This window comes from Candidatus Hydrogenedentota bacterium, from assembly GCA_012523015.1.
Lineage (GTDB): Bacteria > Hydrogenedentota > Hydrogenedentia > Hydrogenedentales > CAITNO01 > JAAYBJ01.
Map to the genome: position 1 here is coordinate 1 of JAAYJI010000186.1, position 16,881 is coordinate 16,881.

At 48.9% G+C, this 16,881-nt stretch carries 16 protein-coding genes and 1 tRNA gene; 8 read left to right on the forward strand and 9 right to left on the reverse strand.

Annotated features, from left to right (window positions below; genetic code table 11):
- Positions 1-875 precede the first annotated feature (875 nt).
- The 9 genes from GX117_08265 to rpsB all read right to left on the reverse strand — a co-directional run bounded on the left by GX117_08265 (position 876) and on the right by rpsB (position 8,471).
- Positions 876-953 (reverse strand) — tRNA-Pro (locus GX117_08265).
- Between the two features lie 83 nt (positions 954-1,036).
- On the reverse strand, positions 1,037-2,581 hold the full coding sequence (gene lysS, locus GX117_08270; GenBank protein NLO33333.1) for a lysine--tRNA ligase: 1,545 nt from the start codon (positions 2,579-2,581) through the stop codon (positions 1,037-1,039).
- Between the two features lie 51 nt (positions 2,582-2,632).
- A complete protein-coding gene (locus tag GX117_08275) occupies positions 2,633-3,748 on the reverse strand; it encodes a peptide chain release factor 2 (protein NLO33334.1) in 1,116 nt (371 codons plus the stop codon).
- Between the two features lie 50 nt (positions 3,749-3,798).
- Positions 3,799-4,626 (reverse strand): phosphatidate cytidylyltransferase, encoded by an 828-nt coding sequence (locus tag GX117_08280; GenBank protein ID NLO33335.1) that lies wholly within the window; start codon positions 4,624-4,626, stop codon positions 3,799-3,801.
- Entirely contained in the window at positions 4,623-5,363 is a 741-nt protein-coding gene (gene uppS, locus GX117_08285; protein NLO33336.1) for a di-trans,poly-cis-decaprenylcistransferase, read from the reverse strand. Before uppS ends, GX117_08280 begins: the two co-directional genes overlap by 4 nt.
- A gap of 138 nt (positions 5,364-5,501) precedes the next feature.
- Positions 5,502-6,062 carry a ribosome recycling factor gene (gene frr / locus GX117_08290; protein NLO33337.1) on the reverse strand — a complete coding sequence of 187 codons (561 nt, stop codon included), beginning with the start codon at positions 6,060-6,062 and terminating at the stop codon, positions 5,502-5,504.
- 2 nt (positions 6,063-6,064) lie between these two features.
- Entirely contained in the window at positions 6,065-6,787 is a 723-nt protein-coding gene (locus tag GX117_08295; GenBank protein NLO33338.1) for a UMP kinase, read from the reverse strand.
- A gap of 17 nt (positions 6,788-6,804) precedes the next feature.
- Positions 6,805-7,467 (reverse strand): translation elongation factor Ts, encoded by a 663-nt coding sequence (tsf, locus tag GX117_08300; protein ID NLO33339.1) that lies wholly within the window; start codon positions 7,465-7,467, stop codon positions 6,805-6,807.
- A gap of 92 nt (positions 7,468-7,559) precedes the next feature.
- On the reverse strand, positions 7,560-8,471 hold the full coding sequence (rpsB, locus tag GX117_08305) for a 30S ribosomal protein S2 (GenBank protein NLO33340.1): 912 nt from the start codon (positions 8,469-8,471) through the stop codon (positions 7,560-7,562).
- A gap of 505 nt (positions 8,472-8,976) precedes the next feature.
- Here rpsB and GX117_08310 point away from each other — a divergent pair.
- From GX117_08310 to GX117_08345, 8 genes are all read left to right on the forward strand, one after another.
- Positions 8,977-9,288 carry a hypothetical protein gene (locus GX117_08310; GenBank protein NLO33341.1) on the forward strand — a complete coding sequence of 104 codons (312 nt, stop codon included), beginning with the start codon at positions 8,977-8,979 and terminating at the stop codon, positions 9,286-9,288.
- 26 nt (positions 9,289-9,314) lie between these two features.
- Positions 9,315-11,336 carry a hypothetical protein gene (locus tag GX117_08315; protein NLO33342.1) on the forward strand — a complete coding sequence of 674 codons (2,022 nt, stop codon included), beginning with the start codon at positions 9,315-9,317 and terminating at the stop codon, positions 11,334-11,336.
- A gap of 72 nt (positions 11,337-11,408) precedes the next feature.
- Positions 11,409-11,918 carry a V-type ATP synthase subunit K gene (locus tag GX117_08320; GenBank protein ID NLO33343.1) on the forward strand — a complete coding sequence of 170 codons (510 nt, stop codon included), beginning with the start codon at positions 11,409-11,411 and terminating at the stop codon, positions 11,916-11,918.
- Between the two features lie 72 nt (positions 11,919-11,990).
- Complete coding sequence (locus GX117_08325) at positions 11,991-12,587, forward strand: hypothetical protein (GenBank protein NLO33344.1); 597 nt, start codon at positions 11,991-11,993, stop codon at positions 12,585-12,587.
- Positions 12,588-12,602: 15 nt separating this feature from the next.
- Positions 12,603-13,598 (forward strand): V-type ATPase subunit, encoded by a 996-nt coding sequence (locus GX117_08330; GenBank protein ID NLO33345.1) that lies wholly within the window; start codon positions 12,603-12,605, stop codon positions 13,596-13,598.
- Positions 13,591-13,911, forward strand: coding sequence for a hypothetical protein (locus GX117_08335; protein NLO33346.1), 321 nt, complete (start codon positions 13,591-13,593; stop codon positions 13,909-13,911). The genes GX117_08330 and GX117_08335 overlap by 8 nt, the downstream gene beginning before the upstream one ends.
- 48 nt (positions 13,912-13,959) lie before the next feature.
- Complete coding sequence (locus GX117_08340) at positions 13,960-15,717, forward strand: V-type ATP synthase subunit A (protein NLO33347.1); 1,758 nt, start codon at positions 13,960-13,962, stop codon at positions 15,715-15,717.
- Between the two features lie 51 nt (positions 15,718-15,768).
- A partial coding sequence (locus tag GX117_08345; GenBank protein NLO33348.1) for a V-type ATP synthase subunit B occupies positions 15,769-16,881 on the forward strand: 1,113 nt, incomplete at its 3' end.

The following is a 16,881-nucleotide window of genomic DNA, read 5'->3' on the forward strand; positions in this document are numbered from 1 at the left end:
AAATAAAAGACGAATTCTTTGAAACTAACAACCCTTCATCATCAACATCTCTCATAATTCAGGTCTCCTTGCCCTCTACACTAATTTAAAGAAGGTAACTGTATCAAGGTTGTTGTCAGAGAGGGCTTGAAAGCCTATTTATATTTTCGTTTCTAGCGCGATCGTTTGAGCAGTAAGGGTATGCGAACTCCTTTGCATGTTTGTGTAGCATATTTATAGGAGATGTCAAGTCCTCGTGTCAAGCCTCCGCTATGTCCCGCAGTATAGCCTTGTCTAGTTCTGCCTCGGGCAAAAGCTTCTTTAATCGAGCGTTCCCGATTTCTAATTCTTTTAAACGCTTCGCTTCTTCGCACTTCATACCGCTCTATTGATTGCGCCGGCGATGGTAGGCTGCACTGCTCATTTCTAAGGCTTGACATACATGTTCCACGGACTTTCCAGCATTCAAAAGACAGTCCGCATCCTGAAGTTTGCGACGGATCTGTTTCGGATTGTGACGTTTCCTTTTCGATATAGTCGAGTCTCCTTGCCTGAAGGACAGATGGGAAACTCTCAGTATATAGGGGACCGGTTTACGGGGGTACACCACTTTCCCATTACGTCCTATCCATTCGTTATCAAGGCCAATTGTTTGCCGGGCAAAATGCTTCTTTTTTCATCTACCAATTAGTGAAGCTTTGTCTCCGTTAGTCTTTCAAACCCGAGGGTGTGGTTGTTGTTTGAATTTTCGGCGAAAAAAGGTTTTAGTTGCGGGGGAGATGCACCACCAATAGGACAGCACAATCGTCTACGTCAGAGGGGAAGTGGGGGGGAGAAGAGACCTCGCGCACGCTTTATAATGGCGCTTCGCTAAGGGGAGGTGTTAAGAAAAAAAATGGTCGGGGTGACTGGAGTTGAACCAGCGATCTCTTGACCCCCAGTCAAGCGCCTTAACCGGGCTAGGCCACACCCCGACACAATGCAGAGGTCGTACTCTTTACGCTAAGTATATCAAAGTTTCCCGGATAAAGTAAAATAACCTATCCGCTCTGTACCGCTATCCTTGGATCCTCAGTTGAGGGAAAAAGATGACATCACGGATGGAGGGGGAATTGGTGACCAGCATGGCAAGGCGATCAATACCGATACCCAATCCTGCCGCAGGCGGCATCCCCACTTCCAGTGCGAGCAGGAAGTCTTCGTCTAGGAATTGCGCTTCATCATCGCCAGCTTCACGCAGCGCCATTTGTGCTTCGAAGCGTTGCCGCTGATCTTGTGGATCTTTGAGTTCGGAGAAGGCATTACCCACTTCGAGACAGGCGATAAAAGGTTGAAAGCGTTCTGTAAGGGCTTCATTATCGCGTTTCTTCTTTGCTAAGGGGGACAACTCAATGGGGTAGTCATAAAGGAAGGTAGGCTGAACGAGTTGCGGCTGTACCTTCTCTGACATCACTTCGTCCACGATTTTTCCGTAGCCCATGTCGGAGCTAACCTCGATCCCGATTCCTTGGGCAAGGCGTGCCGCCTCATCCCGGTCACGGGTAGCTTCCAGATCAATGCCTGCATAGCGTCTTATGGCCTCGAAAAGGGTGATGCGCTGCCAGGGTCGGGCTACGCTAATCTCTTTTCCTTGATACTCGAATTCGGAACCGCCCACCACGGTTTTAATGACGTGGGTGAGCATTTCTTCTGTTTCGTCCATGAGTCCCATGTAATCTTGATAGGCTTCATAAAGTTCCATGGTGGTAAATTCCGGGTTGTGCCGTCCATCTACCCCTTCGTTTCTGAAACAACGGTTGATTTCAAAAACACGTTCAAATCCGCCAACAAGTAATTTCTTAAGATAGAGTTCCGGTGCAATCCGCAAATAAAATTCTGAGTCGTAGGTATTGTGGTGGGTAATAAAAGGGCGTGCCGTCGCGCCGCCGGGGATGGGGTGGAGCATTGGTGTTTCCACTTCCAGGAAATTGCGTTCAACCAGCCATGCACGCATGACATCGATCATTTGGATTCGTTTGCGGAACGTATCCATAACTTCAGGGTTAGCGACGAGATCCAGGTAACGGTGGCGATAGCGTATTTCCACATCAGATATGCCGTGATATTTTTCGGCGGAAGCACGCAATGATTTGGAAAGCAAGCTATAGCTTTCTGCAAAGATGGTGATCTCGTTGCGCTTTGTTCGTTTCACCAAACCTTTGACACCGAGGAAATCACCGATATCCAAATCTTTAGAATTTTCGTAGGCTTCTTCCCCTACCTGCTTCTCACCCAGAAAAACTTGGATGCGCGCCTTTTCATCGCGTATATCTAAAAAGGTGCTTTTGCCTTGGATGCGCCGTGCCACAATACGGCCTGCAAGTCGTGCGGGGATCGGAATGATTTCGTCTTCAGAAGCTTCTTTCTCCATCCGTTCAAATTGTGCACGGGCAGCATCGATGGTGTGGCTTCTGTCATAACTGTATTGATAAGGTACTTCGCCGCGGCTGAGAATACGATCAAGTTTCGCGAGTCGGTGCCGCCGCAATTCAGCCTCACCGCCTTTGAGGGCAGCGTCGTCGGAAATAGGGGCGTTGTCGGTATCAAAGTTCGATGTGGTCATTTATTTTCATCCCAATAGTTAAAGGCGGACAGTTTCAGTTCAATAGCATGTTTAGGCTGTTTTCGCGTTGCGTTCCAGGTTCCATTTCAAAAAGGCTTCTACAAAAAGGCTCAGATCTCCATCAAGAACTTTATTCACATTCCCTGTTTCCACATTGGTGCGGTGATCTTTGATCATTTGGTAGGGATGCAGGACATAGCTGCGTATTTGGCTGCCCCAAGCCACATCTTGTTGATTCTCACGCTGGGCGTTCATCTCGTTTTCTTGTCGTTTAAGCTCCAGATCATAGAGCTTCGCTTTGAGCATACTTAAAGCGGTTTCCCGGTTTCTGTGCTGTGAGCGCTCAATTTGACAGGAAACAACAATGCCCGTGGGTAGATGGGTCAGTCTCACGGCGCTGCTTGTTTTGTTCACCTTTTGACCGCCTGCGCCGCTTGAGCGGTATACATCCATTTTCAAGTCTTCTTCGCGGATTTCAATATCGATCGTATCGTCTACTTCCGCCAACACTTCAATGGCAGAAAAGGAGGTGTGCCGTCGGGCATTGGAGTCAAAGGGGGAGATACGCACCAAGCGGTGCACGCCTTCTTCTGATTTGAGTGAGCCATAGGCAAAAGGACCGGACACACGAAGGGCGGCACTTTTGAGCCCCGCCTCATCGCCGGGCTGATAATCGAGGACTTCCACTTCAAATTCATTTTGTTCGCAATAGCGCACAATCATGCGATACAAAATGTCGGCCCAGTCGCAAGATTCGGTGCCTCCGGCTCCGGGATGAATATTGACAATGGCGGCATTTTCGTCACGGGGATCCATGAACAAGCTGTTCAATTCAAGGCGATCCAGTTTCTTTTTGATGCTTTCCATTTGACTTTCAATTTCCCCGGTCAGAGAAGCATCGTTTTCTTCAGCGGCTATTGCTGCGAGTGTTTCGGTGTCTTCGATTTCTTGGCGCAGTTCATCGGGGGTAGCGACGATGTTCTTATAGGCTTTTAGCTGTTGAACTACTTTTTGCGATGTTTCTTGATTATCCCAAAAACCGGGAGCAGACATAATTTTTTCAATAGCTGCGATTTCTTGGTTAAGGGCATCCACGTTGAGGCAGTGGCGCAGTTCTTTCAATCGCTTTGCGTAGTTACTTAATGCTTCAAGTTCTGTTTCATACATAAATAAAAATCATCCTGAAATTGTGGTCACGCCGGGGTGACCCTAGCTTGTCAAGCAAGATAGAGGAAGAGATGAAAAAGCACGGGGGCTCCAAACAAAAAGGCGTCGCAGCGATCGAGTGCGCCGCCGTGTCCGGGAAAGAGCTTGCCGGAATCTTTTACGTCAGCACTGCGTTTCAAGGCGCTTTCTGTAAGGTCGCCTAATTGACCCACGACTGCCAACACTAGCCCTATGCCTACATATACTAAAACATGCCAGTTGGGATAAGATTCCCAATGGAGCTGTTCTTTTAACAGAAACAAGACGGCTCCGGCTGCTGCGGCACTAACTAATCCGGCGATTGAACCTTCTACCGTCTTGTTAGGGCTGATCGTGGGCGCCAGTTTGTGTTTGCCGATCTGCTTCCCAATTAAATAGGCGCCGGTGTCAGACGTGCCAATCAGTACGAGCAACAGCGTAATTAAGGCAGGTCCAACGGTTGCGCTTTGGTGGAGCAACACAAAATAGGCGGGTAAATAACCGCCGTAGAGCAATGCAAGCGCGCCGACAGCGAGATCTGCCATGTCTTTCTTGGGCGTTGCAAGAAATGCAATCATGGTGCCTAAAAAACAAAGCGCTGTTGCCATAGGCAGCGCGTCGAAGAGCGGGCTAATCGCTAAGATGGGGGCAAAGACCGTGACAGGCCGCGCCAGTTCGTTCATAGCGCGCTTGCCCGCCATGGCGAAGAATTCGCGGGTCCCCATAAAGCTTAAAAAGCATACGAGCGCCAAAAAAAGCCACCGTAAAGCGGGCAGCCATACGATCACAGCAACAATGGGCAACCACACACCGGCGGTAATAACCCTAAGTGCCAAACCGTCTATAGATCGTTGCTTCACGGCCGGCCTCCGAAACGTCGTCGTCTGGATTGATATTCCACAATGGCATCGTTCAAACAGTCACGATTGAAGTCGGGCCATAACGTAGGGGTAATAATAATTTCTGCGTAAGATATTTGCCAAAGCATAAAGTTACTGATTCTATTTTCACCGCTGGTCCGAATTAAAAGATCCACTTCTGTATGTCCGGGCGCATATAAATTGGCGGCAAAGTTTTCTTCGGTAATGTCTTCTTCTTTGAGTTCTCCGGAAATGACTTGGTGAACCATACGTTTGGTTGCGTCAACAAGTTCTTGGCGCCCGCCATAATTCAATGCTACGCATACAGTCATCCCCTTATTGTTGCAGGTGAGCTCAATACCTTTTTTAATATCGGCAGCCGTTTCTTGGGGCAGCTTCTCGAGGGAGCCAATATGCAGCAGGCGCACATCGGTTTCATTAATGCGACTGGAATAACGCTTCACATACCGCGACATAAGAGAAAATAACGATTGTACTTCCTGTTTAGAGCGGCGCCAATTTTCGGTACTGAACGCGAATAAAGAAAAGGTCTGAACCCCTAATTCGCGGCAGCACTCCGTAATCTCATAGACATTATTTGCGCCCGCCTCGTGACCTTTCATCCGCGTTTTACCGTGACGTTCTGCCCAACGGCCATTGCCATCCATGATAATGGCAATATGTTTCGGGACACGTTCCGGGTCGATACGACTATCAATTTTTATAGGGTTGGTCATATCTACGCTCCATTTTCGCGCGTTCTTGCCGGGCGTATTGATTCAGGACAGATGCTGAAGCTATCAATCAAAAAAGCCGCGAAAGGATAAACCTGCCGCGGCTCCGATTGACGTATGCGCAGCTGAAGCGCCTTGTCTTCAGACTTCCATAATATCGAGTTCTTTGGCTTTGAACACGTCATCCATCATCTGCACATGGGTGTCTGTTTCTTTTTGAACGTCGTCAGACAACTGATGTGCCTGATCTTCGGGGATCACGCCGTCCTTTTGTTGTGTCTTAATTGTTTCCATTGCATGACGGCGTACATTGCGTACCGCGACTTTCGCTTCTTCCGTCATTTTGCCGGCAAGCTTCACCAATTCACGGCGTCGCTCTTCCGTGAGCGGAGGAATAGGAATGCGAATCAACCGGCCGTCATTCGTAGGGTTGATATTGAGCGAGGAAGAACGCAAAGACTTTTCTACCACGGCAATTTGTGATTTATCCCAGAGATCAATAGCGAGCAGATGGGGATCGGGAACGGTTACGTTGCCTAATTGATTGATTTTCATTTTAGAACCGTAAACGTCAATGTCGATGGTGTCGAGCATGGCGGGATTTGCGCGTCCCGTACGGATGTTCGACAACTCTTGTTTAAGCGCTTGTACGCTTTTTTCCATCTTGTCGCTGGCTTCTTTAATGATAGCTGTGTGGGGCATGATTATTCTTCCTTCACCAAAGTTCCAATAGATTCTCCTTGTATGACACGAAGCAGATTGCCGGGATGGGTAAGGTCGAAGACCAAGACCGGCAATCTGTTTTCCTGACAAAGGGAAATAGCCGTTGCATCCATAACACGCAAACGACGGGCGAGTATTTCGGAATAGCTCAGCTCTTCGTAGCGCACGGCATCTTTATGAGATTCGGGGTCGGCCGAATAAATACCGTCTACACGAGTCGCTTTGATTAATATTTCCGCTCCGATTTCGCTGGCCCGTAATGCGGCTGCTGTATCCGTTGTAAAAAAAGGATTTCCTGTACCGGCAGCAAAGATTACAACGCGTCCTTTATCCAGATGTCGGGTGGCTCTGCGCCGTATATAGCGTTCCGCCACGGGCGGCATTTCTATGGCGCTCATGACGCGTGTGAAAACACCGCGGTTCTCGAGCGCTGCCTGGATAGCAAGGGCATTGATAACGGTCGCGAGCATACCCATATAATCACCGGTGGGGCGATCAAGTCCTGTTTCGGAGGCGTTAGCGCCGCGAAAGATGTTGCCGCCGCCCACGACCAAACCAATTTCTACACCGAGAGAAGCCACGTCTACGATTTCATCGCAGAATCGTCCCACCGTTTGAAAATCAATGCCGCCGTCGCAGTCAGGGCCTTCCAAGGCCTGACCGCTGAGTTTGAGCATGATACGTTTATAAATGGCTTGGGACAACGCAGCACTCCTGATCTCTATTGTTCTTCTGCTTTAGCCAGTTCAGCGGCGACTTCAGCGGCGAGGTCACACTTAGGCTTTTCAATGCATTCACCCAGCTGGAATCGGGTAAAGCGTCGGATCGCGATTTTTTCGCCGCATTTGGCGGTAAGTTCTGACATGAGATCCGTAATGGTCTTTTTGTCGTCCTTAACAAAAGGCTGTTCTAAAAGACATACTTCGCTGAACCACTTTTGCATTTTGCCTTCGGCGATTTTTTCGCAAATGGCTTCCGGTTTGCCCGTTTCAACGGCTTGATTTACATAGACGGCCTTTTCCGCTTCGTAATCCGCTGCGGGTACCTCTTCTTTGGTCACATAGGTGGGATTGGTCGAACAAATTTGCAAGCAGACATCTTTCACGAAAGTTTTGAAGTCGTCGCCTCGTGCGACAAAGTCGGTTTCACAATTGACTTCCACGAGCACTCCGAGTTTACCGCCCATATGAATATAGGAAGCAACGGCGCCTTCAGAGGCAACTTTGTCAGCCCGTTTCGCCGCTTTGGCAATTCCTTTTTCTCGAAGATATTTCACCGCTTCATCAAAATCGCCATTGCGTTCTTGCAATGCGTGTTTACAATCCATCATGCCGGCGCCGGTAGCATCCCGCAGTTCTTTAACTTGTGCCGCTGTAATGGCCATAATATTTTTTCTCCTTACAATTAAGTGGGAAGGGGTTTCTAGTATAGATTTGTTCTATGAGGTTTTGACGTGCAACCGCGTTTCAGTAAAACTCAAGCTTCTTCTTTTTCTTCGTCGGAAGCTTCGTCTTTTGCCGCTTCGGGAGCCGCTTCTTCTGTAGCAGCCGTGTCATACTGCGCGTCATAAGCCTCGTCTTTTGCCGCTTCATCCTGCACTGCAGTTTCTTCAGCCGTTGCTTCTGCAGCAGGCGCGTCATCGGAACTGTCGGCGCCTTCATTCTTGGCGCGGCGTGTCGCTTCTTCTTCTGCGCGAATCTTTTCCGCCCGTAGCTTTCCTTCAATGACCGCGTCCGCCATAAGCCGGCAATACAGGTCAATGGCACGGATCGCATCGTCATTTCCGGGGATAGGCAGATCAACATCATCGGGATCGCAGTTTGTGTCCACTACACCGATGCAGGGGATTCCCAATCGTCTGGCTTCTTTCACGGCAATATCTTCACGGCCAATGTCGATGACAAACATAACGCTGGGCAGGCCGGGCATATGCTGAATACCGAGCAGATCTTTTTCAAGTTTCTCTCGTTTTTTGTTCAGCTTCACCGCTTCTTTTTTGGTGTATTTTTCGATGGTGCCATCGGTCACCATGGTTTGCAGGCGCGTCAGTTCTGCAATACTCTGCTGGACAGTCTGGTAGTTGGTCAATGTTCCGCCCAGCCAGCGTTTCTTCATATAATACATGCCGCAACGTTCGGCTTCACGCCGGATCGTTTCCTGGGCTTGACGCTTGGTGCCGACAAAAAGCACATGTCCGCCTTTGGTGACCACATCAAGGACAAGACTGTAGGCTTGATACAGTTGACGGAGACTATGTTTCAAGTCAATCAGGTAGATGCCGTTGCGCTGGCTGAAGATGTAACGAGCCATCTTGGGGTTCCAGCGTCGGGTTTGGTGGCCGAAATGAATGCCGGCTTCCAGTAATTCGCGCATTGTAACCAATGCCATAGGGTAATCCTCCATTCGGGTTAAACCTCAGGGCGCCGGCGTGTATTCGGCTCACATTGCCGAACACCCGAATAAATAGCCTGACTGACAGGCATGACATGGCGCCCTTGTGTAATTGGAAAGTGGTATCATAACATGAATAATCGGGATAGTGCAATCTTAGCCTGCTGCCCGCACGACCATTTTTCCGTGACTGTGGCATTAGGAAAGTCCAACGCTTTATTTTGGGGCACAACCGCTTTCTCCGAGTCAAATCGCAACATTAAAGATCGAAGTCTTTTTTCAGGAAAGGGGTGCAATTCGAGTTTGAAGCTGTGCTTGGATTAAAAGTTGCATTTCAAAATCATGATGCTCTATAATCCATTTAATTAGGAAGTCTTAATTTATTTGGGAGTTCCCTTGCCTACTGTCGGTTCGATTCTCAAACACGTTTGAATCAGTTGTTCTGAATTGTTAATGTGATGTACCTACCGTTCAGTAAGTAAAGAAAAGGTGGATGTCGATTATGGACACATTGATTGATAAAATTTTGAAACTTGAAACGGATGCCGACGCCATTGTGGAAAAGGCCCATGAAGATGCCAAAGCCTTGCAAAAGCAAACCGACGCCATTGTCCTTGCCCAGCAACAAGAAATAGCGGCCTCTTTGGACGAACGAGTGGAAGCTTTTCGCAAGGAAGCCTTGGAGCGGTATGAATCGGAGACCCTGCAGCAAAAGGCCGCTGCCGAGAAATCGGTTGGCGCTTTATCGCAAATTTCCGAAGATCTTATTGCTCAGCAACGGGAGAAGATCGTAGCCAAATTTCGTGAGATATAATCATGTCCATTGACACAATGAAAAAAATGACACTTCTTTGTCCCGTCTCCGATACGCAGGAAGTGATGGATAAACTGCACGAGATGGGGGTCATGGAAGTTGTCGATGTATTTGATCGGTATCAAGACGCTGAAGAAAAACTTACCCGCCAAGAAGTGTCTACCGAGAGCTGCGACAGCAATCTGCAGCGCCTGAATTTGATTATCGGCCTTCTCGATAATTTCGCGCCGGTGAAAAAGTCTTTTATCCAAGGTTTGGCTCCCGTTCCGTTGCTCGTCGATCCCGACGAACTCGAAAAGGTTAAAGCGAATTTTGACTTGGATCGGTACTACGAAGAAGCGGAAAAATTAGATAGCAAATATCGTCGTGTCGAACGCAGTTTGAGCGAAGTGGAAAGTCGTCTGAAAGACTTACGTCCTCTAGAAGCACTTCCTTTCCCTGTTGACTCCTTTCATAAAATTAAATCCGTCACATTGCGTTTCGGCAGCATTTCAAAATCTGGACTGGAGTCTCTCCAAGCTGATACCGCTTTGCCGGCATTGGCCGCTTTTGAAGAAGTGAAACGTCTTAAACTTGATCATGGTGGAGACGGCGAGTCCGACACCGATAAACGTTGGATCGTGACCGCCTGTCTCCCGGAATCACAAGACAGTTTCGACCGGTGTTTGGCTGATCATGGTTTCCTCGAAATTACCTTGCCGAATATCAACGGCACCGTTCATGAAATGGTGAAACATCTCAAAGAGGAACGGCACCAACTCCAAGAACGGATTTGTTTTGTCGCCTCGGAAACGGAAGCTTTGGCAGAGCACCGGCACAGCTTTTTGTTGCTCCGTAGTTATTGGGAGGATCGGCGCAAATTAAGTCTTGCTCAGACGCAAAGTGCCGTCGGGAAATGGGTGCAGATGGTGACCGGTTTCATTCGTGAAGTCGATGTACCTTCCGTAGAAAGTATGTTGAAAAGTAATTTTTCCGGCGCGTCTCTTTTTGTAGAGTCCTGTACCGATGAGGACAATCCTCCCGTAAATATTTCCTTGTCGCCTATGATTCGGCCTGCTCAGATGCTTGTTGATCTTTTCGGGCGGCCCGCTTATAATACTTTCGATCCCTCGCCCTTGATTCTGCCTACCTTCCTCATATTCTTCGGCATCTGTTTTGGTGATGTTGCCTATGGAAGCATGTTGGTTTTGCTGAGCCTTTATATCATGCGCAAAACCAAAGCCTATGAAGGGGTCTACAATTTTGCAAGACTTTTATTCTATTCCGGTCTGAGCACGATGTTCTTTGGATTTATACTGGGCTCTTTCTTCGGCGACCTCTACGCAGAAAAATATCTCGGTGAAAATAATTTATTACTTCAGCTTATGACCACTACGCAGATTTTAGATCCCCTCCAAAAACCCATTGTCGCGTTGCTCGCTTCGGTTGCCATCGGTATAGCAAACCAGTTTTATGGTATTGCTTTAAAAATGTATGATGCTTTGCAGCGGGGCGATAAAATCGAAGCCTTCTGCGACGGACTGTTGTGGCTGATTATTTTACCCGGCTTTTCCATTGTGATCGCTAAAATGTTCGCTCCCATCCCGAGCGTAGTATTCAACATTGGCTTGCTTCTCTTTATTGGCGGCGCTCTCGGGCTTATTCTTACACAAGGACGAGATGCCGAGGGCATACCCGCCAAATTAATCACCGGCGTGATCAGCCTCTATGGTATTGTGGGTAGTTATGGGCTTACCGCCTTTATAGGCGATACCATGTCCTATTGCCGGCTCCTCGCCCTGTCGCTGACCACCACCATTGTAGCGTTATCCTTTAATATGATGGCGGATCTGCTCCGTCCCATTCCTTATGTAGGCGCTTTCCTCTTTGTCTTTATTTTGATTGTCGCCCATATCTTTAATTTTTTAATCAACGTGTTGGGTGCCTTTGTGCACTCCATGCGTCTTATCTTCGTTGAGTTTTTCGGACGCTTTTACACAACAGGTTCCAAACCTTTTTCGCCGCTTGGTTTCGATTCCAAAAATGCAATCCTGCATAAGCAACGATAAAAGCTTTGGTTCTTGACTGTGTAAAACTGTTTTCGTGCTGAATATTGGCAACATTAGTAATGGAGAGTAATCATGGATCAAGCATTGGCTGTTGAAATTGGTCGTGGGTTGGCTATCGCGGGAGCAGGGCTTGCCGTCGGCTTGGGATGTTGCGGTTCCGGTAAAGGCATTGGTATTGCCTCACAGGCCGCTGCCGGAGTGATCAGTGAGAAACCGGATCTCTTCGGTCAGTTGTTGGTGATGCTGGCGCTGCCGGGGACGCAAGGCTTTTATGGCTTTATTACGGCGATTATGATTTTTATGCGCACCGGTCTGATTAATGGCGCATGGGAAGCCTCGGGCGCAATGAGTACAGGCGTTGCTCTCTTTTTTGTCGGTTTAGGCGTCGGTGCCGCCCTCTTGGTATCAGCGGTGTGGCAGGGCGAAGCTTCTGCCGCAGGGATCGCCTTGGTCGGTCGCCGTAAAGAAGAGTCCGGACGCGCCTTGTTGTTCCCCGCTATGGTGGAGACCTACGCGGTGGTCGCTTTGTTGGCCGGTATCCTGACCATCATTTGGCTGACCTCGATGGGAGCGAATGGCTGACCTTAACTTGGGATCCGTCCCGGCTGATAGGTATCAGTACAGGTAACGGCCTCACACAGGGAAAGTAATGTCATGGCAATAGAGCAAGTTATACAGGCTGTACAAGCGGCAGCCCAAACGGAAGCGGAAAGCATTCTTGCTGCTGCCCAAAAAGCTGCCGATGAGAAGTTAGCATCGCAGCGGCGCGTGGCGGAACAGGATGCCGAGCGTCGTTATCAAGTGCTGACCCGAAGCATAGAAGAAGAGTTTGCTCGGAAATTAATCCAAGAGCAAGGTGAAGCGAACAAGACGCTTTTAACGCGTAAGAACGCGATTCTTCGTTCTATATTTTCAAATGCACGTGAGCAAATCGTCGCCTTGCCTGCGCAAGAATATGCTTCTATCTTTATGAAATTGTTGAAGGAAACGGTTGGTGAACAAGGGGGCAGCTTGGTTATCCACCCCGATGAACAGCCTGTTTTCGAGTCTTTAGCAGCTGAATTCAATGTCGGCAGAGCCGAGGATTGTCAGGTACGTATTCATACGGAACGGCATCTGGAGGCGCGTGGCGGCTTCATTTTCGTTACAGAAAGCTTTCAGGTTGACCAGAGTCTGGATACCTTGCTGGAAGGTATTGAATATGAATTGGCCCCGGAAATTTCTGCTGCGTTGTTTTCGGAACAAAAATAGTGAGAGGATTCCCGATTGACAACTTTGACAAAAAGTTTGAATAAATGGGGATTCGCCTGCGGGCGTGTCAGCGTTCTTGAAGGACGGCTTACTCCCTTCGAATTCTTCGAATCACTTGCCGGTTTGGAAAAAGCCGAAGACTTGTTCCATCGTCTTCAAGATACGTCCCTCCGTGAACACATGGTTCCCGGAACCCTTTCGTGGGAAGACTGGAGCACGATCTTGGATAGTTATGTCCACGATCAGATTGTATCCCTTCGCAGTAATTCGCCGGAACCGGGAATTGCGGATATATTCACGCTTTCCGACGACTATTTAAATTTGAAGCGCGCTCTGCAAAATCGCGTGGGATATCCCTTTAAAACCAATTTGTTTACAGAAGCACGTCTGACCGAAGTCGCTGCCGGTTCCATACAACTGCTGCCCGATATTATACGGCCGGCTATTGCAACGCTTGCCCTCTTATCGAACAGCGATCCCGAAAGTCAGATGCAAATTGATATCGTTTTAGACGGAGCCTATTTGCGTCATTATTGGTATTTAGTCAGTGACCTAAAGGTTCCGTTAATTTCAGATTGGGTGAAATGCCGTGTGATGGGAAAAGTACTTCTCATTCTTTGGCGCGCGGCACGGATGGGGCATTCGCTGAAATTGTACCAACAACATCTGTTGCCCATTGCTGACCTGGACGGATTGATCACCGACCTATGCGCGAACCCTGATGTCCGTACATGGGGCACGATCATTCCCGGCGATCTGAGTGATTTGTGGGAACAAGCTTTGGAAGCGGAAGAAGAAGAGCAAGTTTCAACCTTTGAATTGTTGTGTGCCAATTATTTAACTGCTCTGGCGCAGCGGACTAAATTGCAGACTGCCGGTCCGGAACGGTTGGCAGGCTATTTGTGGGGGCTGTGGGTGGAAGTATTCAATTTAAAATTATTGATTAGCGGTAAATTGAACAAACTGGATGCCGACCTGCTTAAACGGCGAATACGGAATACTTATGTCTAAGGCTTATGTAGTGGGAGATAAAGCCCAGATACTGGGATTTAAAGGTATTGGATTTGAAGTGATCCATGCGGATGATACGGAGTCATTGACCCGTGCTTTGGGTCAATTAATCCGTGATAATGACGCTAGCATTGTGTTGGTTAGCGAAAATCTCGCCTCGGAAGGTGAAGAGATTATAGCCAATTTTCGTGAGAACAGTCAGGCTATCCTTTCTACCATTCCAACGCATAAGGGCAGCGAACACCTCGGTTTCGCGTCAATACGCCGTATGATTGAGTATTCCATCGGCGTCGATATGTTAGGTAAAGAATAATAGACAAGCGATTGGTTTAGACCAAGTGATAAAACAAGGGTTTTTCTTATGAGCAACGCACAGGGTGAAGTCGTTAAAGTATCCGGTCCACTGGTGGTGGCAAAAGGACTCGCAAACGCACGCATGTATGAAATGGTGCGTGTTGGTGAAGCCCGCCTGTTCGGAGAAATTATTGAGATTCGTGGAGGAGATTGCTCCATCCAAGTGTACGAAGAAACCGAAGGGATCGGACCGGGGCAGCCTGTGTTCCGTACCGATGAGGCACTCAGCGTAGAACTTGGACCCGGTCTGATTCGCTCCATTTATGACGGTGTCCAACGGCCCCTCGATAAACTCAGTGCCGAGTTTGGGGAATACATTGTGCGCGGTGCGGAAAGTCCCGCTCTGGACCGAAGTCTGCAATGGGATTTCCAACCGGCAGCCAAGGTTGGCGACACCGTTGCCCACGGCGATGTGTTGGGTACAGTACAAGAAAGCAAACTTGTATTGCACCGAATCATGGTGCCCTTAGGCGCTGAGGGCGTGATATCAAAAATTGCGCCTGTCACCGGCAATGTGGATACGGTGGTTGCTGTTATCGACACTGCCAACGGCGCCAAAGAGATCAGCATGGTGCAGCGCTGGCCCGTACGGCAGCCCCGCCCGGTCTCCCGTAAACTGCCGCCCCTCGAAACCATGACCACCGGACAGCGTGTGCTGGATATGTTGTTCCCCCTTACCATGGGCGGAACAGCCTGTGTGCCCGGTCCCTTTGGCAGCGGTAAAACAGTCGTACAGCATCAGTTGGCCAAATGGGCGAATGCCGAAATTGTGGTCTATGTAGGTTGTGGTGAACGGGGTAATGAGATGACCGACGTGTTGATGGAGTTCCCCGAATTAAAAGACCCCGAATCGGGCGAGCCCCTCATGGAACGTACCGTGCTCATCGCGAACACGTCAAACATGCCTGTTGCCGCTCGTGAAGCATCCGTATTTACGGGCATCACCATTGCGGAGTATTTCCGTGACATGGGCTATTCTGTGGCGTTGATGGCAGATTCTACGAGCCGTTGGGCGGAAGCGATGCGCGAAATGTCCGGTCGTCTTGAAGAAATGCCGGGCGAAGAGGGATATCCCGCCTATTTGGCTTCCCGTATTGCAAGCTTTTATGAGCGCGCCGGCAGTGTGATTTGCAGCGGCTCCGATGATCGTAAAGGAACCTTGTCTATTATTGGCGCTGTTTCGCCTCCCGGCGGCGACTTTTCCGAACCCGTGGTACAGGCGACTTTGCGTGTGGTTAAGGTGTTCTGGGGATTGGACGACAAACTCGCCTTTGCACGACATTTCCCCGCCATTAACTGGTTGACCTCCTATAGTCTTTATCAGGATGTAATTGATACCCATTGTAATGAACACATCGATGCGAATTGGCAAAATAATCGCCGCAGTGCGATGGGCTTGCTCCAGCGCGAAGCAGAACTGGATGAATTGGTACGCTTGGTGGGTATGGATGCCTTACCGCCCGGCGATCGGCTGGTCATGCAGGTTGCCAAAATGATCCGTGAAGACTTTTTGCATCAGAACGCTTTCGACGACCGGGACACCTACACTTCTCTTAAGAAGCAATTTAAAATGCTAGACCTCATTTTGCATTATTACCAAGAAGCACAGCCTGCATTCCAATCGGGAGTCGTGCTCAATCAATTGTTGGCCTTGCCCGTGCTTGAAGAAATTTCGCGTGCAAAATTGATTGCCGAAAGCGAGCTGGCTCAATTTGATGTGATTAAAGAAACTATTTCAAAAGAAATTGCCGCGCTGTCACGATGATCAGAGCGTGTAATGAACCCTTACTATGAACCTATAAATTGAGGACGTGCCGTGGTTACCAGAGAATATCGTACAGCAAAAGAAATTATCGGACCTCTTGTTTTGGTCGAAGGCGTCGAAGGCGTTACCTTTGGCGAATTGACAGACATTAAAATGGACGATGGTTCGATTCGCCGAGGACGTGTGCTTGAAGTGAACCGGGATAAAGCAGTCGTCCAAATCTTTGAAGGCACCAGTGGTCTTTCCACCGAGAATATGACCATTAAATTTTTGGGCAAAGGCATTGAATTGGGCGTTTCCGGTGATATGCTCGGTCGCGTCTTTGACGGTTTCGGCCGGCCCATTGACGATGGTCCAGAAATTATTCCGGAAAAATGGTTGAACATAAATGGGAATCCCATGAACCCGTACGCGCGGGATTATCCCAACGAATTTATTCAGACCGGTATATCAACCATTGATCTGCTCAACACCTTGGTGCGCGGTCAAAAATTGCCCTTCTTCTCGGCTTCCGGATTGCCACACTCACGCATGGCAGCGCAGGTGGCGCGTCAGGCGAAAGTATTGAAAACCGGTGAAAAGTTCGCCGTTATTTTCGCAGCCATGGGTATCACTTTTGAAGAGTCCTCGTTCTTTGTCGAAGACTTTAGACGTACCGGCGCGCTGGAACGTGCTGTCCTCTTTATGAACCTCGCTGATGACCCGGCTATTGAACGTATTTCTGTGCCTCGTTTAGCGTTGACAACGGCTGAATTCCTCGCTTACGAAAAAGGGATGCACGTTTTAGTGATCCTTACCGATCTCACTAATTACTGTGAAGCCTTACGTGAAATTTCTGCGGCCCGTAAAGAAGTGCCCGGGCGCCGTGGCTATCCGGGATACTTGTATACAGACTTGTCCAGTATCTATGAACGGGCAGGCCGGATTAAGGGCAAGGGCGGATCTATTACCCAATTGCCCGTGTTGACGATGCCCGAAGATGATAAGACGCATCCCATTCCTGACCTTACGGGCTATATTACCGAAGGTCAGATTATCATGAGCAGACCCCTTCATGGACAGGGCATTTATCCGCCTGTGGACGTGTTGCCGTCGCTTTCGCGTCTGAAAGATAAAGGTATCGGTGAGGGCAAGACACGGGATGCCCACGCCGACGTGATGAAT